The following is a 24,106-nucleotide window of genomic DNA, read 5'->3' as shown; positions in this document are numbered from 1 at the left end:
GGGGCGGGTATGACGTCGGTGGAAGTGACCGAGGATTTCGCGCAGGACGCGCACCTGTTCGCGGCGATGCTGCGCGCGGGCGGGCCGGTGCGCCGGGTCCGGATGCCGCGCGGGCTGGACTGCTACATCGTGACGGACTTCGCGCCGGCGCGGGCCCTGCTCGCGGATCCCCGGCTGCACAAGGACAACCGGCGCGCGTACGAGCTGTTCGAGGCGAAGCTGCCGGCCGGGGCGACGAACCAGGGCGGCTTCGGCGAAGCGCTCGGGCGGCACATGCTCAACACCGACCCGCCGGACCACTCGCGGCTGCGCAAGCTGGTCAACAAGGCGTTCACCGGGCGGACGGTGGCCCGGCTGCGGCCGCGGATCGAGGAGATCACCGCCGAGCTGCTCGACGCGCTGGCCGGGCAGGAGCGGGCCGACCTGGTGCCGTCCTTCGCCGCGCCGTTGCCGATCACGGTGATCTGTGAGCTGCTGGGCGTCGCCCCGGAGGACCGGAACGAGTTCTCCGCATGGTCGAAGACGCTGCTGAGCTCGTCGACGCCGGAGGACGCGCAGCACGCGGCGCAGAGCATGCTCACCTACCTCACCGCCCTGGTCGAGCGGAAGCGCGCCGACCCGGCCGAGGACCTGCTGTCGGACCTGGTCCACGCGAGCGACGACGGCGACTCGCTGTCCGGCGAAGAGCTGATCTCGATGGCCTTCCTGCTGCTGGTCGCCGGGCACGAGACCACGGTCAACCTGATCGCCAACAGCGTCCTGGCGCTGCTGAAGGCGCCGGACCAGCTGGCGGTGCTGCGCGCCGATCCGTCGCTGATGCCGGGCGCGGTCGAGGAGTTCCTCCGTTTCGACGGCCCCATCCACCTGGCCACGCTGCGGTTCACCGCGGAGCCGGTCGAGGCGGGCGAGGTGACGATCCCGGAGGGCGAGTTCGTGCTGATCTCGTTGCTGGGCGCGAACCGCGACGAGGAGCGGTTCCCGGACGCGGATCGCCTCGACGTCACGCGGGCGGTGGGCGGGCACCTGGCGTTCGGCCACGGCATCCACTACTGCGTCGGCGCGCCCCTGGCCCGCCTGGAGGCCGAGATCGCGCTGGCCGGCCTGCTGGCGCGGTTCCCGGACCTCGCGCTGGACGTCAAGCCGGACGAGCTGGTCTACCGGTACAGCTCCCTGGTGCACGGGCTGGAGGCGCTGCCGGTCCGGCTGCGGTGACGTCGTAGGGTCGGCGAATGGACTCCGCCGACCTGCTCGCCCTCGACGCCCAGCACGTCTGGCACCCGTACGCGCCGATGCCGGCGAAGGTGCCTTCGCTGCTGGTGACCGAAGCGAGCGGGGTCCGGCTCAAGCTCGCCGACGGCCGGGAGCTGGTCGACGGGATGTCGTCGTGGTGGTCGGCCGTCCACGGCTACCGGCACCCGGTGCTCGACGCCGCCCTCGCCGAGCAGGCCGGGCGGATGAGCCACGTCATGTTCGGTGGCCTCACGCACGAGCCCGCGATCACCCTCGCGAAGACCCTGGTCGACCTGACGCCGGACGGGCTCGAGCACGTCTTCCTCTGCGACTCCGGCTCGGTGTCGGTCGAGGTCGCCGTGAAGATGTGCCTGCAGTACCAGCGTTCCCGCGGGCTCCCGGAGAAGCGTCGGCTGCTGACCTGGCGCGGCGGCTACCACGGCGACACGTTCACGCCGATGAGCGTGTGCGACCCCGATGGCGGCATGCACACGCTGTGGCGCGGCGTGCTGCCCGAGCAGGTCTTCGTGCCGGCCCCGCCGTCCGGCTTCGACACCCCGCCCGACCAGTCCTATGTGGACACTCTGGCGGACGCCATCGGTGCCCACGCCGGGGAGCTGGCCGCAGTGATCGTCGAACCCGTCGTGCAGGGCGCGGGCGGGATGCGCTTCCACCACCCCGCCTACCTGCGCGCGCTGCGCGAGCTGACCGAGGCGCACGACGTGCTGCTGATCTTCGACGAGATCGCGACCGGCTTCGGCCGCACCGGCGCGTTCTTCGCGGCCGAGCACGCGGGTGTGACGCCGGACGTGCTCTGCCTCGGCAAGGCGCTGACCGGCGGCTACCTGAGCATGGCGGCGGCGCTCTGCACCCCGCAGGTGGCGGCGGGAATCTCCCGCGGCGCGCTGCCGGTCCTCGCGCACGGGCCGACGTTCATGGGCAACCCGCTGGCCTCGGCGGTCGCGAACGCGTCGCTGGGCCTCCTCGCCGGCGGCGCGTGGCGCCAGGACGTCAGCCGCGTGGAGAAGGGCCTGCTCGACGGGCTGGCGTCGGCGCGCGACCTCGGTTCGGTCGTCGACGTCCGGGTGCTCGGCGGGATCGGCGTGCTGCAGCTCGACCACCCGGTGGACATGGCGGTGGCCACCGACGTCGCCACCGGGCAGGGCGCCTGGCTGCGGCCGTTCCGGGACCTCGTCTACGCGATGCCGCCGTACGTCTCGACCGACGACGACCTGGCTGTGATCACCGGCGCGATGCTGGCCGTGGCGGAAAAGGCGTGAATTCAGCACATCGGGTGTGATCACGCGCACAGCGAGACCCGAAGGTCCCTCATCGTCGCGTTCCGTGCCGGTCCGCGCTCGGTGCCACGCGATCGGCGGAGGATCCCGGGCGGTTTTTCGCCGGAAAGATCCGGAAAACCGAATCGGTCCGAACGGAACAAACGCGAGAAATGCTTGCGTAGCGGACTTTTCGCGGGGTTTCGGCGATCCTGCGACCATGATCGAGATCGTTCGCGGTGAACACGACACCGGACCGCCGTCCCTCAAGAACCTCAAACACGACGTCCTCGCGTCGCTGGTCGTCTTCCTCGTCGCCGTCCCCCTGTCCCTCGGCGTGGCCTTCGCCGCCGGGGCGCCGCTGCTCTCGGGCCTGATCTCCGCCGTCGTCGGCGGGCTGGTCGCGAGCGTCTTCGGCGGATCGCCGCTGCAGGTCAGCGGCCCGTCCGCCGCCCTCACCGTGGTGCTGGCCGACACGATCGCCACCCACGGCTGGCCCGTCACCTGCGCGATCACCGTCGCCGCGGGCCTGCTTCAGATCCTTTTCGGCCTGACGCGTCTCGCCCGCGCCGCGCTCGCCGTGTCCCCGGCCATCGTGCACGGCCTGCTCGCCGGCATCGGCGTCACGCTCGTGCTCGGCCAGCTGCACGTCGTCCTCGGCGGTTCGGCGCAGGGCTCGGCGCTGGCCAACATCCGGGCGCTGCCCGGGCAGATCGCCGGCCACCACGACCAGGCCGTGCTCGTCGGCGTCGTCACGCTCGCGGTGCTGCTGGCGTGGCCGCGGCTGCCGAAGGCCGTCCGCCGCGTGCCGGCGCCGCTGGCCGCGGTCGCGCTGGCCACGGGCCTGTCCGTCGCGACCGGCATGACCCTGCCGCGCGTCGACCTCCCGGCCGGGCTGCCCGCGCTGCACGTCGTGCCGCGGCTGCCGGACGGCGGTTGGGGCGGGTTCGCGCTCGCCGCCCTCACCATCGCGCTGATCGCGGGGCTGGAGAGCCTGCTGTCGGCGGTGTCGGTGGACAAGCTGCGCGGCGGCCCGCGCACCGATCTCGACCGTGAGCTGATCGGGCAGGGCGCGGCGAACGTCGCCGCCGGCGCGCTCGGCGGGTTCCCGGTCACCGGCGTCATCGTGCGCAGCATGACCAACTACGAGGCGGGGGCGCGCACGCGTGCGTCGGCGATCCTGCACTGCGCCTGGATCCTCGCCGCGTGCCTGCTGTGCACCGGCCTCCTGCGGCTGATCTCCCTCGCGGCGCTCGCCGCGCTGCTGGTCCACGTCGGCGCGAAGCTGGTGAACCTCAACGGGCTCAAGGAGGTCCGGCGCCACGGCGACCTGCCCGTCTGCGTCGTCACGCTCGCCGGCGCGGTGGCCGTCAACCTGCTGACCGGCGTCGCGGCGGGAATCCTGCTGGCGCTCGCGATGATGCTGCGGCGGATGATCTTCTCCGGCATCCACGTCGAGAGGGACGGTGACCGCCACCGCGTCGTCATCGAAGGCGCGCTGACGTTCCTGTCCGTGCCGCGGCTGACCCGGGTGCTCGCCGAGGTGCCGCCGCACGCCGAAGTCACGCTGGAGCTGCTCGTCGACTACCTCGACCACGCCGCGTTCGACTGCCTGCGCGGCTGGCAGCGGGCGCACGCCGGGCCGGTGACGGTGGACGAGATCGGGCACCCGTGGTTCGAGCGCGGCACCGCGGGCGCGCCGACCGTGCGCCGCAGCGTCGCCGCGCGCGTCGTGCCGCGGTGGCTCGCGCCGTGGTCGGATTGGCAGGCGGAACACGTCGTCCTGCCGGCCCAGCGCACGGCCAGTTCCCTGCTGTGCCGCGGTGCTTCGGAGTTCCAGCGCCGCACGGCGCCGCTGCTGCGCGACACGTGGAGCGACCTGGCGAACGGCCAGCAGCCGCACACGCTGTTCATCACCTGCGGCGACGCGCGGATCGTGCCGAACCTCATCACCACGAGCGGGCCGGGCGACCTGTTCACGGTGCGGAACATCGGCAACCTGGTCCCGCCCGCGGACGGCGACGACTCGTCGGTCGGCGCGGCGATCGAGTACGCCGTCGGGGTGCTCGGGGTCGCCGAGATCGTGGTGTGCGGGCATTCCGGGTGCGGCGCGATGAAGGCGCTGCTCGGGCAGGCGCCGGACGGGCTCGTGCAGCTCGGCAGCTGGCTGCGCCACGGCGAGGCGACGCTGCGGCGACGCGGTCGTGAGGCACCGCTGCTGCTCGGCGGCGAACGGCCCGGCGTCGAAGCGGATCAGCTCGCGCTGCAGAACGTGGTGCAGCAGCTGGAAACCCTGCGCGGCTACCCGGTGGTCGCGGCGGCGCTGGCGCTGGGCGGGCTCCGGCTGACCGGGATGTACTTCGACGTCGGCGCCGCGCAGGTGTCCCTTTTGGACGATGCGGTGCGCGGGTTCGTCCCGGCGGGTGCGCTGGAGCACTGAAAAGCCACGAGGGGCCCCTTCACGGCGCTTGAGGCCATGATGGGGCCCCTCATGGCTGTTAACGGCGCGTGAACGTTCTGTCTGGTTTGTGACGTACAAGCTAAATATGGCGAGTTGTTCACTCGAACGGGTGGCACATAGCGGACATTTCACACGATTTCCGGTTGCATGGTGATCATGAGACCCCTCGCCGTGCTCCGCCACGACCTGCCGGCCTCACTGGTCGTCTTCCTCGTCGCTGTCCCCCTGTCCCTCGGCATCGCCCTCGCTTCGGGCGCGCCGGTCGCCGCCGGGCTCGTCGCCGCCGTCGTCGGCGGTGTCGTCGCCGGTGCCCTCGGCGGGTCCGCGCTGCAAGTCAGCGGGCCCGCCGCCGGCCTGACCGTCGTCATGGCCGAAACCATCCAGACGTTCGGGTGGGCCGTCACCTGCGCGATCACCGTCGCCGCCGGCGTGCTGCAGATCCTGCTGGGGCTGAGCCGGATCGCCCGCGCCGCGCTCGCCATCTCGCCGGCCATCGTGCACGGCATGCTGGCCGGCATCGGCGTCACGATCGTGCTCGGCCAGCTGCACGTCATCCTCGGTGGCAAGGCCCAGAGCTCCGCGCTCGAGAACATCGCCGAGCTGCCCGGCCAGATCGTCGCCCACCACGACTCCGCCGCCGTGATCGGCCTGCTCACCATCGCGCTCCTGCTGCTCTGGCCGAAGCTCCCGGCCGCCGTCCGCAAGGTGCCGGGGCCGCTGGCCGCGATCGCCACCGCGACGCTGGTCTCGGTGCTCGCCGGGATGACGCTGCCCCGCGTCGAACTGCCCGGTGACCTGCTGAACGTCCACCTCGTCCCGCAACTGCCGGGCAGCTGGGGCGGGTTCGCGCTCGCCGTCGTCACCATCGCCCTGATCGCCGGCGTGGAGAGCCTGCTCTCGGCGGTCGCGGTCGACCGCCTCCACACCGGCCCGCGCGCCAACCTGGACCGCGAACTGGTCGGCCAGGGCGCGGCCAACATGGTCTCCGGTGCGCTCGGCGGGCTGCCGGTCACCGGCGTCATCGTCCGCAGCTCGACCAACGTCGCCGCGGGCGCGAAGACGCGGGCATCGGCGGTGTTGCACGGCGTCTGGGTGCTCGTGTTCGTCGTCCTGCTCGCCGGGCTGATCCAGAACATCCCCCTGGCGGCGCTGGCCGGCCTGCTCGTCCACGTCGGCGCGAAGCTCGTCAACCCCGAGCACCTGAGAACGGTGCTCAAGCACGGCGATCTGCCGGTCTACCTGGTCACGCTCGGCGGCGTCGTCGTGGTCGACCTGCTCACCGGCGTCCTCGCCGGGATCGGGCTCGCGCTCGTGCTGATGCTGCGCCGCACGCTGTGGTCGGGCATCCACGTCGAAAGCGAAGGCGAGAGCAGGCGCGTGGTCGTCGAAGGCGTCCTGACGTTCCTGTCGGTGCCGCGGCTGTCGAAGGTGCTCGGCGCCGTCCCGGCCGGCGTGCCGGTGCGGCTGGAGCTGGTCGTCGACTACCTCGACCACGCGGCGTTCGAAAGCCTCACCACGTGGCAGCAGGCGCACGAACGCGCCGGCGGCACGGTGGACGTCGACGAGGTCGGCCACCCGTGGTTCGGCGAGGGCAAGGCGGGCCGTCCGACGCGGTCCCGGCTGGCCGCCAGCCGGGCGGTGCCGCGGTGGCTCGCACCGTGGTCGGAATGGCAGGCGGTGGAAGGCATCCCGGCCCAGCAGACCCGCCGCGGCGCGACCGAGTTCCACCGCCGCGCGGCCCCGCTGCTGCGCGACACGCTGTCCGGCCTCGCGGACGGCCAGCGCCCCCGCACGCTGTTCATCACCTGCGGCGACTCCCGGATCGTGCCGAACCTGATCACGACGAGCGGCCCCGGCGACCTGTTCACCATCCGCAACATCGGCAACCTGGTGCCGCCGGGGCAGGCCGACCCGTCGATGAACGCGTCGATCGAGTACGCGGTGGGGGTGCTGGGCGTCGAGGAGATCGTGGTGTGCGGCCATTCGGGCTGCGGCGCGATGGCGGCGTTGGCCGAGGGACCGCCACCGGGTCCGTTGGCGGTCTGGCTCCGGCACGCGGAGCCGAGCGCCCACCGCACCGGCTCGGCGACCCTGGACGGCTCGGTCCCGGACGCGGCCGGCGATCGGCTCGCGCTGCACAACGTCCTCCAGCAGCTGGAGCACCTGCGCGAGTATCCGTCGGTGGCGGCGGCGGAGTCGGGCGGGAAGCTGCAGCTGACCGCGATGTACTTCGCGGTGGGGACGGCGCAGGTGTACCTGTTCGACCCGGCGGAGCACACGTTCCGCCCGGCCGGGGCGACGGTGGTGGTGCCGGGGGCTTGAGGGTGGGGTGGCCGGGCTCGGTTCGGGCGCGGCCCGGCTCGGCGCGGCCAGCGTCGGCTGGCGCAGCGCGAGTGCGGCTTGGCTTGGCGCGTGCGCTGCCGGCGGGGCCTGCACCCGTCCACGCGCGGCCCGGTCGGAGATTCGTCGCCCGGGCCCGCACTCCGGGCGCGGTCCACCACCCGCGGCCCGGAACCCGCCGTCGACCAGGGAACCTTCCCCAGCTACCCCCAGTCATCCGGTGCCCGCGGTGCGCCCCCTTCACCGCAGTCACTAAGTTGATGGTCCGTGACCATGCTGGTGATGACGGGGACCGGGACCGGGGTCGGCAAGACGATCACCACGGCGGCCATCGCCGCTCTGGCGGTGGCTGCCGGGCAGCGCGTTGCCGTCCTGAAACCCGCGCAGACCGGGGTGGGGCCCGATGAGCCCGGGGACCTCGCCGACGTCCGGCGCCTGGCGGGTCGCGACGTCACCACCCGCGAGCTGCGGCGCTACCCCGACCCCCTCTCGCCCGAAGCCGCCGCGCGGCGCAGTGGCCTTCCCGCGCTGGATCCCGGGGAGATCGCGCGGGCCGCCTCGGACCTCGACACCGAGCACGATCTCACCCTCGTCGAGGGCGCCGGCGGCTTGCTGGTGCGCTTCGACAAGACCGGCTCCAGCCTCGCCGACGTCGCCTGGTCGCTCGGCTCGCTCGTGCTCATCGTCGCCGAGGCCGGGCTCGGGACGCTCAACGCCACCGCCCTCACCGCCGAGGTCGCCACCAAGCGCGGCCTGACCGTCGCCGGCGTCATCATCGGCTCGTGGCCCGCCGAACCGGACCTCGCGGCGCTGTCGAACATCGAAGACCTGCCGGTCGCGGCCGGGGCGCCGCTGCTCGGCGCGCTGCCGGCCGGGCTCGGCGAGGCGTCGCCCGAAGAGTTCCTGTCGGCCGCGCGGGCCGGGCTCTCGCCGTGGTTCGGCGGCGAGTTCGACCCCGAGCTCTTCGCGGGCTGCGCTTCCGCCGGGAAGTGACCTGCGTCGCTGTCGTCCCGGGGTGCCTTCGTGCACGATGAGGGACGCTTCCACCACCACCAAGGAGACGCCGTGACCGCAGTCCCGGACACCGATGTCCTCGCCTACGCGCGCGAGCACGTCCTCGAAAACGGCGTCGGCCTGGGCGAAGCCGAAGTCCTCGAGGTCCTGCGGCTGCCCGACGACCGGCTGCCCGACCTGCTCGCCCTCGCGCACGACGTCCGGATGCGCTGGTGCGGGCCCGAGGTCGAGGTCGAGGGCATCATCAGCCTCAAGACCGGCGGCTGCCCGGAAGACTGCCACTTCTGCTCCCAGTCCGGCCGCTTCCCGACGCCGGTGCGCTCGGCGTGGCTCGACATCCCGAACCTGGTCAAGGCCGCGCGGCAGACCGCCGAGACCGGCGCGACGGAGTTCTGCATCGTCGCCGCCGTCCGCGGTCCGGACCAGCGGCTGCTCTCGCAGGTCCGCGAGGGCGTGAAGGCCATCCGGGAGGACGGCAACGACATCCAGATCGCCTGCTCGCTCGGCATGCTGACGCAGGAGCAGGTCGACGAACTCGTCGAGATGGGCGTGCACCGCTACAACCACAATCTCGAGACAGCGCGCTCGCACTTCCCGTCGGTCGTCACGACGCACACGTGGGAAGAGCGCTGGGACACGCTGCGGATGGTCGCCGAGGCCGGCATGGAGGTCTGCTGCGGCGGCATCATCGGCATGGGGGAGACGGTCGAGCAGCGCGCGGAGTTCGCGGTGCAGCTGGCCGAGCTGAGCCCGCACGAGGTGCCGATGAACTTCCTCATCCCGCAGCCCGGGACGCCGTACGAGCACTACGAGATCGTCGAAGGCCGCGCTGCCCTGCGGACGGTGGCCGCGTTCCGGCTCGCGATGCCGCGCACGATGCTGCGCTTCGCGGGCGGCCGCGAGCTGACGCTCGGCGACCTCGGCGCGGAGCAGGGCATGCTCGGCGGCATCAACGCGATCATCGTCGGCAACTACCTGACGAACCTGGGGCGCCCGGCGTCGGCGGACCTGGAGATGCTGGACGAGCTCAAGATGCCGATCAAGGCCCTCAGTGACAGCCTCTGACGCTCCGGCCTTTTGTGTCCACTGTGGACAGGAGTCGCCGGGTGGGGCGGATCACCCGGCGTGCCACAACCCGAGGACGGCGCTCGAGCCGCCGCGCTACTGCACGTTCTGCGCGCGGCGGCTGGTGGTCCAGGTGAGCCCGCTCGGCTGGACGGCGAAGTGCAGCCGGCACGGCGACACCGCGAGCGGCTGACGGCGGCGAGCCTCGCGTGATCGGGATCGAGCCTCGCGTGTTCGGGCCCGGAACTCGCGTGTTCGGGCCCGGAACTCGCGAGATCGGGACCGGAACCCGCGTGTTTGGGGCCGGGACTCGCGTGTTTGGGGCTGGGACTCGCGCCCGCGTCGCACCGACCGGTTACCCTCAGTCGCACGCAGCAGGAGGGAGTCCGGGTGAGTGAGTCGTCGGGGCCCGCGCACCGGCCGTCGGCCGTGGCCGGTCCGTGGTCCGTGCCCGTGCTGTTCCGGGAGCGGCGGCCCCGGGTGGTCGTCAAGGCCGACCTGCTGCCCGCCGTGAGCGTGCTCGGCGTCCTCAGCCTGCTGAGCTTTCCGCTCGCCTTCGCGTGGTCCCGCCTCGCGCCGCCAGAGCGTGTCCGGATCATCGCCTCCGACGGCACCCAGGGCCCCCTCGAACTGGAGAGCTGGCACCGCTTCGACGACCTCGCCGTCTTCGGGCTCATGACGCTCGGCCTGGGGATCGTGGTCGGCGTCGCCGTCTGGCTGCTGCGCGAGCGCCGCGGGCCGGTCGTGTTCCTCGCCGCGGTGCTCGGCGTCGCCCTCGCGAGCACGCTGGCCATGCTGCTCGGCGTCGGCTGGGCGAACAGCCACTACGCCATCGGCAGCGCGCCCGCGCTCGGCTCGGTGATCGAACTGGCGCCGCGCCTGGAATCGGGGTGGATCCTGCTCACCGGCCCCTTCGGCGTGACGGTCGCCTACAGCCTGCTCGCCACCTGGAACGGCCGAGACGACCTGGGCCGCCGCCTCGGCTGAGCCTGTCCCTGGTTGAGCACTGTCGCTGGTTGAGCACATCCCCTAGGCTGGCGCCTCGACCACAGGGGGATCAGTGACCGAAGACATCGAGGTTTCGCGGCACAATGCCGTCCGTTTCCCGGGGATCAGCCCGCGTGCCTACGAGCACCCGGTGGACCGCGGCGCGCTCGCGACGCTGCGTGCGGTGCCCGGGTTCGCGCAGGTCGTCAAGGCCGTCTCGGGGTTCTACAACGAGCGCGGCGAGCGGCTGATGGCGCTCGCGTCGTCGATCCGCGTCGGGCCGAAGCAGTACCCGGAGATCGACCGGCTGCGCCACGAGTGCGCCGAGACGCTCGACCTGCCCGCCGTGCCGAACGTGTTCGTCCACCAGGACCCGCGCATCCAGGCGTCGGCCGTCGGGATGGACGAGCCGTTCATCCGGGTCAGCACCGGGCTCGTCGACCTGATGAGCCACGAGTCGCTGCGGTTCGCGCTCGGGCACGAGATGGGGCACGTGCTGTCCGGGCACACCGTCTACCGCACGATCATGGTGCGCCTGATCGGGCTGCAGATGTCGCTGTCGTGGACGCCGGTCAGCGCGCTCGGCATCCGGGCGATCATCGCGGCGCTGCGCGAGTGGTACCGCAAGGCCGAGCTGTCGTGCGACCGCGCCGGGCTGCTGTGCGGCCAGGACCCGACGGCGGCGCTGCGCGCGCAGATCCAGGTCGCGGGCGGCGTCGACCCGGCGCGCATCGACATCCCGTCGTTCCTGCAGCAGGCGAGCGAGTACGAGTCCGTCGACGACATCCGCGACAGCTTCCTCAAGCTGCGCTTCGTCGAGACGGAGACGCACCCGTTCGCGGTCGTGCGCGCGGCGCAGCTGCAGAAGTGGGCGGCGTCGGAGGAGTACCGCGCGATCCTGGCGGGCGACTACCCGCGCCGCGAAGACGACGCGCCGACGTCCGACTGGAAGGACGACCTGAAGTCGGCGGCGAAGTCGTACAAGGACTCGTGGAGCGCGTCGACGGATCCGCTGACGAAGGTGTTCAGCGACGTCGGCGAGGCGGTTTCCAGCACGGCGGGCAAGGTCTGGAGCAAGTTCGGCAACGGCAACGGCAGCGAGGACTGACTCAGTTCAGGCTGGCCGGCTTGCCGAGGTCGGTGAGCTCGCCCGGCGGGAGCGGCACCGCGCCCAACGTGTCGAGGAACCCGGCCTCGCGCGTTAGCAGGCGGCACGCGATGCGCAGCCTGCGCAGGGGGTGGCGTTCCTCCAGCAGCCGCTGGCGGTCGTCCAGGGGCAGCAGGCAGTCCGCGGCCAGCTGGTAGGCCAGCTCGGCGAGGTCGGTGTCGGCGTCGGGGGTGTTCCAGTCGTCGCTGCGCCACGCCGTTTCGCAGTAGCGGCGGTGGGCCGTGCGGGCGACCACCGCCAGGCGCTCGGCCATGTCACCGGACGGCGACACCGGGTCGTCGTCGACCCACTCGACCGACGCGATCAGGTAGGGCGCCGAAACGCAGTCGAGGTCGGTCAGGCGGAAGCGGCGCTGGGCCTGCGTCACGACGTCGAACCGGCCGTCCGGCAGGCGCTTCGCCTCGCGCAGCACCGTGCTGCAGCCGATCTCGTACAGCTGGTCCAGACCACGCACCTCGCGGGTCAGCGACGACCGCAGGGCCACCACGCCGAACTCGCGCCCCGGCACCGTGCCGCTGACGAGATCCGCCGTCAGCTGCCGGTAGCGCGGTTCGAAGATGTGCAGCGGCAGCTTGGTCCCGGGGAGCAGAACCGTCTGCAACGGGAACAACGGCAGCAAGGTCGTCGTCGCGTCACTATCCGATTCCGGCTCGGTCACGCGTCAACCGTAAGGGGAGAACGCCTTCGCCGCAGGATGGTCACCGGTTCGGCGGCTTGAACACCGCGAACGGATCGGTGATCTGCATGCCCTTGCCCGCGAACGAGAAGAGCGCCGCCGGCCGGCCACCGGAGCGACCCGGCGCGGCCGTGTGACCAGTGGGAACCAGCAAGCCGCGCCGCGACAGCACGCGCTGCAGGTTGGTCGCCGAGACGCGGTAGCCCAGCGCCGCCGAATACAGGCCGCGCAGCGCGGAAATCGTGAACTCGTCGGGCGCCAGCGCGAACCCGAGGTTGGTGTAGGAGAGCTTCGACCGCAGCCGGTCGCGGGCGCGCAGCACGATCGCCTCGTGGTCGAACGCCGTCCGCGGCAGCTTCGCGACGTCGTGCCATTCGGTGTCCTCGGGCACCTCGGGGTCGACGTCCGACGGCACCAGCGCGAGGAACGCCGTCGCCACCACCCGCGGGCCGGGGACCCGGTGCGGGTCGCTGAACACCGCCAGCTGCTCGACGTGCTCGATCTGCCGCACGTCGACCTTCTCCTTGAGCTGGCGCCGGACCGACGTCTCGACGTCCTCGTCGGGCCGCAGCCGCCCACCCGGCAGCGACCAGCGGCCGAGGTGCGGGTCGAGCGCGCGGCGCCACAGCAGCACCCGCAGTGTGTCCGAGCGCACTTGAAGGACCGCTCCCAAAACCTCGTGGGCCAGGGGGGCCAGGGTGTTAAGATGACTTCGCACGGTTTTCGATTGTAAGGCGAAAACCGGAGAGAGGTCCAGGAGGGCCCGATGACCACCACGTTGGTTCCGGAAGGTCTCACCCCGTTCGGCGGGGTCGAGGCGAACGCGGCCTGGGCGGAGGAGGTGCGGCGCCTGGCGAAGCAGCGCGACGCGGTCCTGCTCGCGCACAACTACCAGGTCCCGGAGATCCAGGACATCGCCGACCACACCGGCGACTCGCTCGCGCTCAGCCGCATCGCGGCGAGCAGCGACGCGTCCACCATCGTCTTCTGCGGCGTGCACTTCATGGCCGAGACCGCGAAGATCCTGTCCCCGGAGAAGACCGTCCTGATCCCGGACGCGCGGGCCGGCTGCTCGCTCGCCGACTCCATCACCGGCGCCGAGCTGCGTGCCTGGAAGGCCGAGCACCCGGGTGCGGTGGTCGTCTCCTACGTCAACACCACGGCCGAGGTGAAGGCCGAAACGGACATCTGCTGCACGTCCTCGAACGCCGTCGACGTCGTCGCTTCCATCCCCGCTGACCAGGAGGTTCTCTTTCTGCCGGACCAGTTCCTCGGTGCGCACGTCAAGCGCGTGACCGGCCGGGAGAACATCCACATCTGGGCCGGGGAGTGCCACGTCCACGCGGGGATCAACGGTGCCGAGCTGGCCGCCCGCGCGGCGGAGAACCCGGACGCCGACCTGTTCATCCACCCCGAGTGCGGCTGCGCGACGTCGGCGCTCTTCCTGGCGGGCGAGGGCGCGGTGGCGCCGGAGCGGGTCAAGATCCTCTCGACCGGCGACATGGTCCACGAGGCCCGCGACACCCGCGCGAAGTCGGTGCTGGTGGCCACCGAGATCGGCATGATCCACCAGCTCCGCAAGGCCGCGCCGGGCATCGACTTCCGCGCGGTGAACGACCGCGCGTCCTGCCGGTACATGAAGATGATCACGCCGGCGGCCCTGCTGCGATGCCTGCGTGACGGCCTGGACGAAGTCCACGTCGACCTCGAAACGGCCGCGAAGGCGCGGGCCTCGGTGCAGCGGATGATCGAGATCGGGCAGCCCGGCGGCGGCGAATGACCACCCCGGTTAATGATTCACAGGCGAAAACCCCGGTCTGGGAAGCTCGCGCGGACCTCGTCGTGGTCGGCAGTGGCGTCGCGGGACTGACCGCCGCGTTGCGTGCGCAGGCCCTCGGGCTGCACGTCCTGGTCGTCACCAAGGCGGCGGTCGAGGACGGCAACACGCGCTGGGCCCAAGGCGGCGTCGCTGTGGTCCTGGAAGACCAGCACGACCTCGACGACTCGGTCGCGAAGCACGCGGAGGACACCTTCACCGCGGGCGCCGGGCTGGTCGACGAGGCCGCAGCCCGGTCGATCCTCGACGGCGGCCCGGCGGCCGTTGCCCGGCTACGCGCGGACGGCGCGAAGTTCGACAGCGCCGGCGACGGCCTGCTGGCGCGGGCCCGCGAGGGCGGGCACAGCGCGTTCCGCGTCATCCACGCCGGTGGGGACGCCACCGGCGCCGAAGTCGAGCGGGCCCTGGTCGCGCAGGCCGGGCACGCGCGGGTGCCGGTGCTGGAGCACCACATCGCCGTCGACGCGCTGCGCACGCCGGGCGGGCGGGTCGCGGGCATCACCGTGCTCGACCGCAACGGCGTGCCCGGCGTGGTCCGGGCGCCGGCCGTGCTGCTGGCCAGCGGCGGGCTCGGGCAGCTCTACCAGGCGACCTCGAACCCGGAAATGGCTACCGGCGACGGCCTCGCGCTCGCGCTGCGGGCCGGGGCCACGGTGGCGGACGTCGAATTCGTCCAGTTCCACCCGACCGTCCTGTACACCCCGGGTGCGCGGGGCCGCTGCCCGTTGGTCACCGAGGCCGTGCGCGGCGAAGGCGCGACACTCGTCGACGCCGCCGGCGCGCCGGTCATGGCGGGCGTGCACCCGCTCGGCGACCTGGCTCCCCGCGACGTCGTCGCCGCGGCCATCACGCGCCGGATGGCGACCGCGCCGGGCGGCGTCGACGACCACGTCTTCCTCGACGCGACCGGCGTCCCGGGGTTCGCGGCGCGGTTCCCGACGGTGTTCGCGGCGTGCGGGGCGCTCGGCCTCGACCCGGCCGTGGACCCGATCCCGGTGACGCCGGCGGCGCACTTCTCGTGCGGCGGTGTGGTGACCACTGTGGACGGACGCTCGTCGGTGCCGGGGCTGTACGCCGCGGGCGAGGTCGCGCGGACCGGGCTGCACGGCGCGAACCGCTTGGCGTCCAACAGCTTGCTCGAGGGTCTGGTCGTCGGGCAGCGCGTCGCCGAGGCTGTCGCGGCGGACCTCGCGGCCGGGCTGCTGGCCGATCCGGCGCGGGGACGGCTGCCGTCGTGGACGACCGCACCGGCCGCTTCGCGGGATTCGCTGCAGCGCGTGATGAGCCGGTACGCGGCGATCGGCCGGGACGCCGACGGACTGGCGGCGGCGGTTTCCGTGCTCGATCTGTCGACTCAGGACAGTCCCTTGTGGACACATGCGGCCGTCGAAGACGCGGCCCTCACCGTGGTCGCGCAGGCGTTGCTCGCCGCGGCCGTCCGGCGCACCGAGTCGCGCGGCTGCCACGTGCGGAGCGACTTCCCGGGGCGCGACGAAAGCTGGCGGCGCAGCCAGCACATCCGGCTCAGCCCGTCCGGTCAGCCGGTGCTGGCCGACCCGATCCCCCTGGAGGGCGTGGCATGACGTTCCCGATCTCCGAACCGGCCCTTCGCCTGATCGCCGCTTCCGGCCTCGACGTCGAGGACGTCACCCGCGTCGTCACCACGGCGTTGGGTGAGGACCTGCGGTACGGGCCGGACGCGACGACCGCGTCGACGGTGCCCGTGGACGCGATCGCCGTCGCGGAACTGACCCCGCGTGTCGACGGCGTCGTCGCCGGGCTGCCGGTCGCGCTGGCGGTGTTCGACCGGGTGCTGGGCTCCGGGTACGAAGTCCTCGCCGGGCGCGAAGACGGTGAGCGCCTGGTCGCGGGGGAGCCCGCGCTGGTGCTGCGCGGGCCGGTGCGCGGGCTGCTGACGGCCGAGCGCACGGCGCTGAACCTGCTCTGCCACCTTTCCGGCGTCGCCACCGCGACCGCCGCCTGGGTGTCCGAAGTGGACGGTACCGGCTGCGCGATCCGCGACTCCCGCAAGACGTTGCCGGGGCTGCGGCTGCTGCAGAAGTACGCCGTCCGGTGCGGCGGCGGCGTGAACCACCGGCTCGGGCTGGGCGACGCGGTGCTGATCAAGGACAACCACGTCGTCGCCGCGGGTTCGGTGACCGCGGCGCTGGCCGCGGCCCGCGCGTACGCGCCGGAGCTGGCGTGCGAGGTGGAGGTCGACACCCTTTCCCAGCTGGAAGAGGCGCTGGCGGCGTCGGCGGACGAGGTGCTGCTGGACAACTTCACGCCGGAGGAGTGCCGTCAGGCGGTCGCGCGCCGCGACGAAGTCTCGCCGAAGACGCGGCTGGAATCCTCTGGTGGGCTCACCCTCGACCGTGGTAGGGCGTACGCCGAGTCCGGTGTGGACTATCTGTCCGTCGGCGGGTTGACGCACTCTTCGCCCGCGTTGGATCTGGGCATGGACCTTCGCTGAACGGTGCTTCACGGGTAGACTGGCGGTGGCGGAAGTTGTTTTCCGCCACCGTCTTTCTTTTTGGGGGGCTCGGGTGCGGATACCGGCGGTGCTCGCGGTCGCGGGTCTCGTGACGCTCGGCTTGCCCGCGTCCGCCGTCGCGGCTCCGCAGGGGCAGTGCGCGAACCCGTCCGGCACCTACACCGGCGAAGTCCCGTGGGGGCAGCGGCTGGTCGACCCGGCGCGGCTCTGGCCGCTGACCCGGGGCGAGGGCCAGCTGGTCGCCGTCATCGGCACCGGCGTCGACGGGCAGAACACGCAGTTCGCGCCCGGGCAGCTCGAAGGCGGCGCGGGCACCGAACGCGCGGACTGCGACGGCCGCGGCACGATCGCGGCCGGCATCGTCGGCGCGCAGCCGGACGCGTCGACGACGTTCGCCGGCGTCGCGCCCGGCGCCCACCTGCTGCCGATCCGGTACATCGAGGGTTCGGGCTCGTCGGCGTCCGACGGCGGCACCGGCGACCCGGGCGCGCTGGCCGGGGCGATCGACACGGCGCTGGACCGGCACGCGGGCGTCGTCCTGATCGCGGTGCCCGCGGGGTTCGACAGCCCGGCGCTGTCCGGCGCGGTCGCGCGGGCGCGGTCGGAAGGCGCGGTCGTGGTGTCGGCGGCGTCGGCGACCCAGCAGGGCGCTCGGACGTACCCGACGGCGACGTCCGGGGTGCTGTCCGTCGGGTCGGTGAACCCGGCGGGCGAGCCGGTGCAGACGGAGGCCGGGGACTACCTCGGCGTCGCCGCGCCGGGCGCGGAACTGGTCAGCACGTCGGCGGGGGCGGGCGGCGCGGTCGCGCACCGCTGGCCGGTGACCGACCCGGGACTGGCGGCGGCGTACGTCGCCGGCGTCGCGGCGCTGGTCCGCGCGTACCACCCGGACCTGACCGGCGACCAGGTCGTCACGCGGCTCACGCTCACGGCGCACCGCCCGTCGTCCGGCGGCCACGACCCGCGGCTGGGCTGGGGAGTCCTGGACGCCTACGCGGCGGTGTCGTCGACCTTGCCTGCCGACGTCCCGGGCCCGGGCGCGGTTCCCGCACCGGGCTCGGCGCCCGCGGTGGTCCCGGCCGCGGCTCCCGCGCGTCCGGCGTCGGACGTCGCGGCGGGCACGATCGTCCTCGCCGGAGTGGCTCTCGCGGCGGCCGCCGGAGTGACGGCGGCGGCGGTCCGCCGGGCCCGGCGCCGTGGTTGGCGCCCGTCCCGCTTCACGCCGTGATGCCCTCTCAATCACGAGTGATGCCCCTCCGGACACGCGAGATCCCCCTCCAATCACGCGAGTTACGTCTCTGATCACGCGAGTTCGGCGTACCGGAACGGCGAACTCGCGTATCTGGACGGTCGGTTCGCGTACCTGGAGGGTCGGTTCGCCGGAACTGGCGTGACTGAAGGCGGAACTCGCGTGATTGGGGACGGAACTCGCGTGATCAGAGAGCGATCTCGTGTGATCGAGCGGGCATCTCGTGTGATCGAGCGGGCATCACGTGTGATTGGGGAGGCATCACTCGTGATTGGCGGGGCGGCGCGCGTCAGGCGGGGACGGGGCGGGTGGAGCCGATGATCGCCACCGCGTGGCTTGCCCTCGCGACGTGGACTGTGAAGTCGGCGCCGTCGCGGCTGAAGCGGGCGATCAGCTCGCGCGGGGTGCTGCGGTCGTGGGCTTGCCAGCCGCGTTGTGCCAAAGTGGGGACGACGACCTCGGCCAGGCGGCGTTCCGGGTCTCCCGGGTGCTCGAGGCGGACTCCGTACTGCCAGCACAAGAGGTTGCCGGGCCGGGTGGGGTCGCAGTCCAGCTCGCCGTTCACCGTCGGGTCCGCCGAAGGGCCGAACACCGCCGCGACGCTGTCGATCACGTCCGTCAGCTCGGCCGCCAAGCGGTGCAGATCCGCCGAAGTCATCGCAGCACGCCCCCGTCGTTGAGGAACTCGACGCCGTTCTCGAGGATGCCGTTCGGCTGGAAGGTGCCGTTCGCCGTGGTGGGGCCGCCGGTGATCACCCGGTACATGTTCGTCCACGACTCCGAACCCGGCTTCAGCACGTCACTGTGCGAGGACAGCCCCCACAGTTCGGTGCCCGACGCGTCCCGCCCGGTCTCCAGCTCGGTGACGCCGGGGAAGGTGTCCGGGTCCGCGCCGTGGCCGATGCCGGTCCACTCGAGGCCAAACGCATTGCCCTGCGCGAGCTCGATCGGGTCGAGCGGCGCCGTCATCGAGAACCGCTGGACGCCCGCCTGGCTCGCCGGCAGGTCCGACGGCGACCAGACGCCGTGGCCCATGCCCGCCGACTCGACGTGCAGCACCCGGTCGACGTCGAGACCGTGGGCCTCGGCCAGCCCGACCGTCGCGCCGCCGTAGCTGTGCCCGATCGCCGTCAGCGTGACGTCGGAGCCCGCGTGGCTCGCGATCTCGCCGCGCAGGTCGTCGGTGAAGTTCTCGAGGTCCGGCGCCATCGTCTGCGCGTAGCTCGCGTCCGGCCCCTGCACCACCGGGTTCTGCGGGAAGACGCCGTCGGCCCAGACGACCATCGCGGTGCGCCCGGTCGGGTCCGCGGCCACCAGGCTGCGCCCGAGGCCGGCGTAGGCGTCGAAATTCGACATCTGCGTGTTGACGCCGGGGACGAACAACCCGACGTTCCGCGTTCCCGGCTCGATGTGCCCGACCAGCTCGGCGATCCGGCCGTTGCCCGCAGGGTCGAACTTCAGGATCTGCCGGTTGTTCGCGAGGATGTCCTCGTACAGCTTGATCCGCGACTGCGACCGCGCGATCTCGTCGGCGTCGGTCAAGGCAGCCAGCCGGGAGCGCTCGGCGGTCAAGGCGTCGGCGACCTTCGCGCGGTTCTGCTCGATCGCCTGGGCCCACGCGCCGGTGTCGGCCGAACCGCCGATCCCGGCGGGGTTTCCGGCGGCAGGCAGGGGATCCTCGGGCAGGAGCGCCCGGTACATCGCGGCGACCTGCGCATCGGTCCGGCGGTAGCCCGCGGCCGAGGCAGTCAGTCCGGTTTGGACGGTCCGAAGCCGGGAGACGTGCTCGCCGAGCTTCGAACCCAGCTCCGTCATCGTCTTCTCGAACGTCTTGGCCGCGGCCGCGGACTCGCTGACCTGGCCGAACGCGGCGGCGGGGACCTTCTCACCCGCCACCGCGGACTGCGCCGACGAAAGCGCGTCCGCCCGGGTGCCGAACTCCCCGGCCACCGTGTCGAGGCGGGCCGGGGCGACGCGATAGCCGGCAGCCGTCACGGCCCGCCTCCGTTCGTAGAGTGGTTCAGTACGCTTCCGGCTCTTCGCCGATCACCGGCGGCGCGACCGGGGCCGACTGGCCCCAGACGTTCTCCGTCTCCACCAGCCACGCCGGGATCCGGCGCCCGGACCCCAGGTCGCCGCCACCGCCCATGCCCATCGGCATCATGGGCATCATCGGCATCGCGCTCTTGGCCGCCGCCGCGCCCGCCGCACCGGCCGCGCTGCCGGCGAGCCCGCTCAGCGCGGTGCCCGCGCCGCCGTCGCCGGCCAGGCCGGAGTGCGCCGCCGGGCCGTCGGCCCCGCCGCCGATCCCGGCACCGCCGGGGATGCCGCCCGCGCCACCGAGCGACGGCGCGTCACCCCCGCCGATCGGGATGCCGCCCCCGGCACCGCCTTCGACGCCGGCCCCGCCGCCGCCGAGCTTCGTGCCGGGTGCTTCTTCCTTGCCGTCCTTGGGATCCTTGCCCGACGCCCACGACGGCACCTTCGGCATGATCGAGCCGAACCGGCCGAACGCGGCGGCCGAAGCCGCGGCGAGCCCGGCGGTGAACATGTCGCCGAACAGCGGGTTCGACGTCGGCACGGTGGTCCCCGGCTGCTGCGTGGTGCCCGTCGAGGGCAGCGGGTGCCCGTCGGCCGGGGTGACGACGACGCCGGGATCGGTGCCGCCGTTGCCGACGAGACCGGGCGACCCCACGCTGCCCGCGCCACCCCCGGCCGGCGGCGCGGTGGGCGTCTGCACGGCGTTCGGCGACGCCGGGATCGACTCCTCGGCGGTGGTGTACTCGCCGGCCAGCTCGGTCATCACGACGATCGCCTTGCCGTGCGCCGATCCGGCCGCGTTCGCCGCGGACTGCTGCGCCTCGACGTTCGCGATGGCCTGCTGGCGCTGCTGCGCCGCGGCCTGCATGACGGCGGGTGAGGCGTCCGGCGGCAGCAGCGGCGGGTTCACCGCGAGCGCGACGTCGGCGGGGGAGACGTCCGGCACCGGCACCGGCGGCGGCATCTCCTTCTTGGCCTTGACCAGGGCGTCGGCGGCGTCGTCGAGCATCACGTTCATCGCCTCGGCGGTCTGCGCCACCTTGGAGATGCCGTTCGCGAGGTCGACGATCATGTGCTGGTACTGGTCGGCGGCGCCGCCGGTCCACTGGTCCTTGAACTCGGTGAGCTCCGAGTTGAGGTTGTGGGCCTGCTCGTGCAGGTGCAGCGCGGCGGACTTCCATTTGTCGGCGGCGTGCCGCGCGCTGTTCGGGTCGCCCGCCTGAAGCATCGCGTACAGCTGCTGGTGGCTGTACGCAGCGAAGTTCGTGTGCGCGGTGTTCGTCATCCCTGGTGGCTCCCGTCGCTGTCACCCGAGCCGAGCAGGCCGAGCACCGGATCGAGCAGGCCGGTGCCGGCGCCCGAGCTGTGCAGGTTCCCGGCGACCGCCTCGTCGGCGTTCTGGTAGCCGTCGGCGACCGTGGTGGTGACGTCCTGCGCGAACCCGATCGCGCTGCGGACCTGGTCGAGCAGGCCCTGCATCTCCGAGACGGCGGCGCGGTGGGCGTCGGCCAGCGACCCGGCCTCGCCGAACTCGCCGAACAGCAGCGGCTCCTCGCCGAGGGTGAGCAGGAAGTCGTTCGGCTTGGACATGGCGTGGATCTGGGTCTCCAGCTCCCGCACGAAGTCCTTCAGCGATTCCAGGTGGACGTAGTACGACTGGTCTGGCATCGGGTCCCGGCTCTCTGGTCGCACTCTTTCAGAAGGCAAAGCTCAAGAACTGAGGGAAAGCCGGTCGGCCGGTGCGAGCGGGGGGTCCCGCACCGGCCGACCGGCGTCTGGGCGCGGATCAGCCCGCGAACAGTCCCTGGTTGCGGTTCTCCAGCGACTGCTGGAGGTCGTGGGCCTCGCCGACCTTGCCGCCGAACTGCGCGATGATGGCGACGATGTCCGCGGTGGCCTGGCGCAGCCGGGTCTCGGCCTGGCGGGCCGCGTCACCGGCGGAGCTGCCGGAGGCGTACCAGGTCGCGGTGATCGGCTGCAGGTTCTGGTGCAGCTGCTCCAGCTGCGACGTGAGCGCCTTGGCCTTGGCGGCCAGGGATGCCGAGCTGTGCTGCAGCGCGGCGAAGTTGATTTCGACGACGTCGGCCATGGTGGGGCGTCCTCTCGGGTCAGGGGTTGAGGCGGGGGAGCACGCCCGAGCCCTCGAGGGTGTGACCGACCCCCTGGAAGCTCTGGTGGACGTCGGCGTCGCCGCGGCCGTAGTTCGCGTGGCTGGTGTGCACGAGCTGCGACATGGTGTCGAGCTCCTTGACCGCCGCGGTCATCTTCTCCTGCAGCCGCCGCTGGAGGTCCCAGAACGCGACGGCCTGGTCACCCTTGTAGTTGCGCAGGGCCTCGGTCAGCTCGGACTCCAAGCTGGCCATCGTGGACTTGGCGTTCGTCGCGGTTTCCTCGAAACCCTGGACGGCGCGCGTCATGGCAGCGGAATCTGCCTGGAATCCCGGACTGGACATCGACGGGCCACCTCCTTCCTGAAGCGAAATTCCCCTGGCGCGGTGGTCCGCGCGGTGTGAAAGTCACGCTAGGAAGAAGCTTGATGTGGTCAAACGGCACAACTGCCGGTCGTGGTGACGGCACTTATACCCACAGGGGTCCGGCGGGGACGGCCCCACCTCCGCACGGGGGCGTGCTCCAGTGCCCGCGACCGCCGTCTCCGCCAGGGTATATGCCCTGGCAGACAAGGGAAATCCGCTGGTCACCTCCGGTCGTGGCCGCGGGATTCTGCCGAAATTCTGAGATCTGCCCGGTAGACCCGGACCCTCCGGGCGAGAGGCGGTCGAGATGGTCCACCCCCAGGCACTGCTGGACGAGCTGGGGCGCGCCCCGGCGGTTCCGGCGTTCGAACACGGCCCGCGCGTCACGACCCGCCGCGAGCTGCGGGAGCTGGTCGGCCGGTTCACCGCGGGCCTGCGGGCGGCCGGGCTGGGGCCGGGTGACGGGGTCGGCATCGCCACCGCCGTCACGCCGGAGGGGTTCGCCGCGAGCGTCGCCGCGCACGTGCTGGGCTGCCGGGTCGTCGGGGTGCGGCCCGGCCTGCCGGTGCCGCAGCTGCGGCACGTCGTGGCGGACCTCGACGCGCTGGTCGTCGACGCGGCGTCCGAGACGCCGGAGCTGCTCGGCACCGTCGCCGGCCTGCCGATCCTGCGCGTCGGGCCCGAGCTGCTGGCCCGGTTCGAAGAGCCGGTCCCGTGCGGGCGGCCGGAGGACATCGCGACGGTGGTGTTCACCAGCGGCAGCACCGGCGTCCCGAAGGGCGTCGCCTACAGCTACCGCGCGCTGACCGAAGGCCGGGTGTGGCGGCCGCCGGTCCCCGGCTCGGCCCACGAACGGCTCGGCGCCGGGTTCGGGCGGTTCCTGCTGTTCGGGACGCTCAGCAGCGCGGTGATGGTGGAGCAGCTGGGGGTGTGCCTGCTCGCCGGCGGGACCGCGGTGATCCCGGAGGAGCTGCCGGACTTCCCGTGGGTGCTTTCGCGGCTGCGGATCACCGCGGCGCTGATGACCGTGCCGCGGCTGCACCAGGTCCTGGACGTGCTGCGCGGCGAGGACGTCGACCTGAGCGGCCTGCGGACGCTGGTCGTGGCCGGTTCGCCGGTACCGCCGCACAAGCTGGCCGAGGCGCTGGAGCTGGTCGGGCCCGCGATGCACCACGCGTACGGTCAGACGGAGACCGGGATGCTGACCATCTGCGGCGCCGGCGAGGGCGCCGGATCCGTCGGAAAGGCTTGCGACACCGTCGAAATCGAGGTCCGGGACCCGGCCGGAGCACCGGTGCCGCCCGGCGCGGAGGGCGAGGTCTGGGTGCGGACGCCGTCGGCACTGGCCGGGTACTGGCGGGACCCGGCCACGACCGCGGAGGTGCTGCGCGACGGCTGGGTGCGCACGCAGGACCTCGGTTCCCTGGACGCCACCGGGTACCTGCACCTGTCCGGCCGGGCGCGCGACGTCGTGATCGTCAACGCGGTCGTGCACTACACCGGCCCGATCGAGCGGGCGATCGCCGCGCACCCGGACGTCGACCAGGCGTACGTCGTGGCGGTCCCGGACGCGCTCACCGGCGAGGCGGCGCACGCGTTCGTGGTGCCGGTCCCGGGCCGCGAGCCGGATCTCGCCGCGGTGCGCAAGGCGGTGGCGGCGGAGCTGGGGGAGGCGGCGGTGCCGGCGCGGTTCAGCGTGGTCGCGTCGGTGCCCGTCGCGCCGTCCGGGAAGCCGGACAAGGCGGCGCTGCGGGCGTCCATTGTGGACGATTAAGCCGTGAAGGCCACCTTGAG

22 protein-coding genes are annotated in these 24,106 nt (G+C 72.7%); 14 read left to right on the top strand and 8 right to left on the bottom strand.

Going from position 1 to position 24,106, the window contains the following annotated elements; all coding sequences use genetic code 11:
* The first annotated feature begins 9 nt into the window (after positions 1–9).
* The 9 genes from OG738_RS44310 to OG738_RS44270 all read left to right on the top strand — a co-directional run bounded on the left by OG738_RS44310 (position 10) and on the right by OG738_RS44270 (position 11,482).
* Positions 10–1,212, top strand: coding sequence for a cytochrome P450 family protein (locus OG738_RS44310; RefSeq protein WP_329050075.1), 1,203 nt, complete (start codon positions 10–12; stop codon positions 1,210–1,212).
* A gap of 17 nt (positions 1,213–1,229) precedes the next feature.
* A complete protein-coding gene (locus OG738_RS44305; protein WP_329050074.1) occupies positions 1,230–2,510 on the top strand; it encodes an adenosylmethionine--8-amino-7-oxononanoate transaminase in 1,281 nt (426 codons plus the stop codon).
* 217 nt (positions 2,511–2,727) lie between these two features.
* On the top strand, positions 2,728–4,947 hold the full coding sequence (locus OG738_RS44300) for a bifunctional SulP family inorganic anion transporter/carbonic anhydrase (RefSeq protein ID WP_329050072.1): 2,220 nt from the start codon (positions 2,728–2,730) through the stop codon (positions 4,945–4,947).
* A gap of 168 nt (positions 4,948–5,115) precedes the next feature.
* Positions 5,116–7,290 carry a SulP family inorganic anion transporter gene (locus OG738_RS44295; RefSeq protein ID WP_329050070.1) on the top strand — a complete coding sequence of 725 codons (2,175 nt, stop codon included), beginning with the start codon at positions 5,116–5,118 and terminating at the stop codon, positions 7,288–7,290.
* A 291-nt stretch (positions 7,291–7,581) separates the two neighbouring features.
* On the top strand, positions 7,582–8,301 hold the full coding sequence (gene bioD, locus OG738_RS44290; protein ID WP_442875978.1) for a dethiobiotin synthase: 720 nt from the start codon (positions 7,582–7,584) through the stop codon (positions 8,299–8,301).
* A gap of 72 nt (positions 8,302–8,373) precedes the next feature.
* Entirely contained in the window at positions 8,374–9,387 is a 1,014-nt protein-coding gene (gene bioB / locus OG738_RS44285; protein WP_329050068.1) for a biotin synthase BioB, read from the top strand.
* Positions 9,374–9,580, top strand: coding sequence for a biotin synthase auxiliary protein BsaP (bsaP, locus tag OG738_RS44280; RefSeq protein WP_329050066.1), 207 nt, complete (start codon positions 9,374–9,376; stop codon positions 9,578–9,580). Before bioB ends, bsaP begins: the two co-directional genes overlap by 14 nt.
* Before the next feature lie 197 nt (positions 9,581–9,777).
* Positions 9,778–10,374 carry a DUF2567 domain-containing protein gene (locus OG738_RS44275; protein ID WP_329050065.1) on the top strand — a complete coding sequence of 199 codons (597 nt, stop codon included), beginning with the start codon at positions 9,778–9,780 and terminating at the stop codon, positions 10,372–10,374.
* A 73-nt stretch (positions 10,375–10,447) separates the two neighbouring features.
* A complete protein-coding gene (locus OG738_RS44270) occupies positions 10,448–11,482 on the top strand; it encodes a M48 family metallopeptidase (protein ID WP_329050063.1) in 1,035 nt (344 codons plus the stop codon).
* Position 11,483: 1 nt separating this feature from the next.
* On the opposite strand, the gene OG738_RS44265 is transcribed toward OG738_RS44270, so the two are convergent.
* Together OG738_RS44265 and OG738_RS44260 are read right to left on the bottom strand one after the other, a co-directional pair.
* Positions 11,484–12,200, bottom strand: coding sequence for an LON peptidase substrate-binding domain-containing protein (locus OG738_RS44265; protein WP_329050062.1), 717 nt, complete (start codon positions 12,198–12,200; stop codon positions 11,484–11,486).
* A 40-nt stretch (positions 12,201–12,240) separates the two neighbouring features.
* Entirely contained in the window at positions 12,241–12,873 is a 633-nt protein-coding gene (locus OG738_RS44260) for an NUDIX hydrolase (RefSeq protein ID WP_329050061.1), read from the bottom strand.
* Positions 12,874–12,984: 111 nt separating this feature from the next.
* Here OG738_RS44260 and nadA point away from each other — a divergent pair, with 111 nt between their 5' ends.
* The 4 genes from nadA (at position 12,985) to OG738_RS44240 (ending at position 17,777) form a co-directional block, all read left to right on the top strand.
* Positions 12,985–13,998 (top strand): quinolinate synthase NadA, encoded by a 1,014-nt coding sequence (gene nadA, locus OG738_RS44255; RefSeq protein ID WP_329050060.1) that lies wholly within the window; start codon positions 12,985–12,987, stop codon positions 13,996–13,998.
* Complete coding sequence (locus tag OG738_RS44250; protein ID WP_329050058.1) at positions 13,995–15,638, top strand: L-aspartate oxidase; 1,644 nt, start codon at positions 13,995–13,997, stop codon at positions 15,636–15,638. Before nadA ends, OG738_RS44250 begins: the two co-directional genes overlap by 4 nt.
* Entirely contained in the window at positions 15,635–16,528 is an 894-nt protein-coding gene (gene nadC / locus OG738_RS44245) for a carboxylating nicotinate-nucleotide diphosphorylase (protein ID WP_329050057.1), read from the top strand. Before OG738_RS44250 ends, nadC begins: the two co-directional genes overlap by 4 nt.
* Positions 16,529–16,601: 73 nt before the next feature.
* Positions 16,602–17,777, top strand: a complete 1,176-nt coding sequence (locus tag OG738_RS44240; protein WP_442875854.1) for a S8 family serine peptidase — start codon at positions 16,602–16,604, stop codon at positions 17,775–17,777.
* Between the two features lie 310 nt (positions 17,778–18,087).
* On the opposite strand, the gene OG738_RS44235 is transcribed toward OG738_RS44240, so the two are convergent.
* The 6 genes from OG738_RS44235 to OG738_RS44210 all read right to left on the bottom strand — a co-directional run bounded on the left by OG738_RS44235 (position 18,088) and on the right by OG738_RS44210 (position 22,291).
* Complete coding sequence (locus OG738_RS44235) at positions 18,088–18,456, bottom strand: hypothetical protein (RefSeq protein WP_329050055.1); 369 nt, start codon at positions 18,454–18,456, stop codon at positions 18,088–18,090.
* The gene (locus OG738_RS44230; protein WP_329050054.1) at positions 18,453–19,793 is read right to left on the bottom strand and encodes an alpha/beta hydrolase; all 1,341 of its coding nucleotides are present in this window, start codon (positions 19,791–19,793) and stop codon (positions 18,453–18,455) included. Before OG738_RS44230 ends, OG738_RS44235 begins: the two co-directional genes overlap by 4 nt.
* A gap of 25 nt (positions 19,794–19,818) precedes the next feature.
* Complete coding sequence (locus OG738_RS44225; protein ID WP_329050052.1) at positions 19,819–21,123, bottom strand: WXG100 family type VII secretion target; 1,305 nt, start codon at positions 21,121–21,123, stop codon at positions 19,819–19,821.
* Entirely contained in the window at positions 21,120–21,506 is a 387-nt protein-coding gene (locus OG738_RS44220; protein ID WP_329050050.1) for a hypothetical protein, read from the bottom strand. Before OG738_RS44220 ends, OG738_RS44225 begins: the two co-directional genes overlap by 4 nt.
* Before the next feature lie 118 nt (positions 21,507–21,624).
* Positions 21,625–21,927: a hypothetical protein gene (locus tag OG738_RS44215; protein WP_003057455.1), complete on the bottom strand. Its 303-nt coding sequence runs from the start codon at positions 21,925–21,927 to the stop codon at positions 21,625–21,627.
* Between the two features lie 19 nt (positions 21,928–21,946).
* On the bottom strand, positions 21,947–22,291 hold the full coding sequence (locus OG738_RS44210; protein ID WP_071831485.1) for a WXG100 family type VII secretion target: 345 nt from the start codon (positions 22,289–22,291) through the stop codon (positions 21,947–21,949).
* Between the two features lie 328 nt (positions 22,292–22,619).
* Here OG738_RS44210 and OG738_RS44205 point away from each other — a divergent pair, with 328 nt between their 5' ends.
* Positions 22,620–24,086: a class I adenylate-forming enzyme family protein gene (locus OG738_RS44205; RefSeq protein ID WP_329050044.1), complete on the top strand. Its 1,467-nt coding sequence runs from the start codon at positions 22,620–22,622 to the stop codon at positions 24,084–24,086.
* The last annotated feature ends 20 nt before the right edge of the window (positions 24,087–24,106 follow it).

This window comes from Amycolatopsis sp. NBC_01488, assembly GCF_036227105.1.
Taxonomy (GTDB): Bacteria; Actinomycetota; Actinomycetes; order Mycobacteriales; family Pseudonocardiaceae; genus Amycolatopsis.
This window is presented reverse-complemented; position numbering and strand designations above follow the sequence as displayed.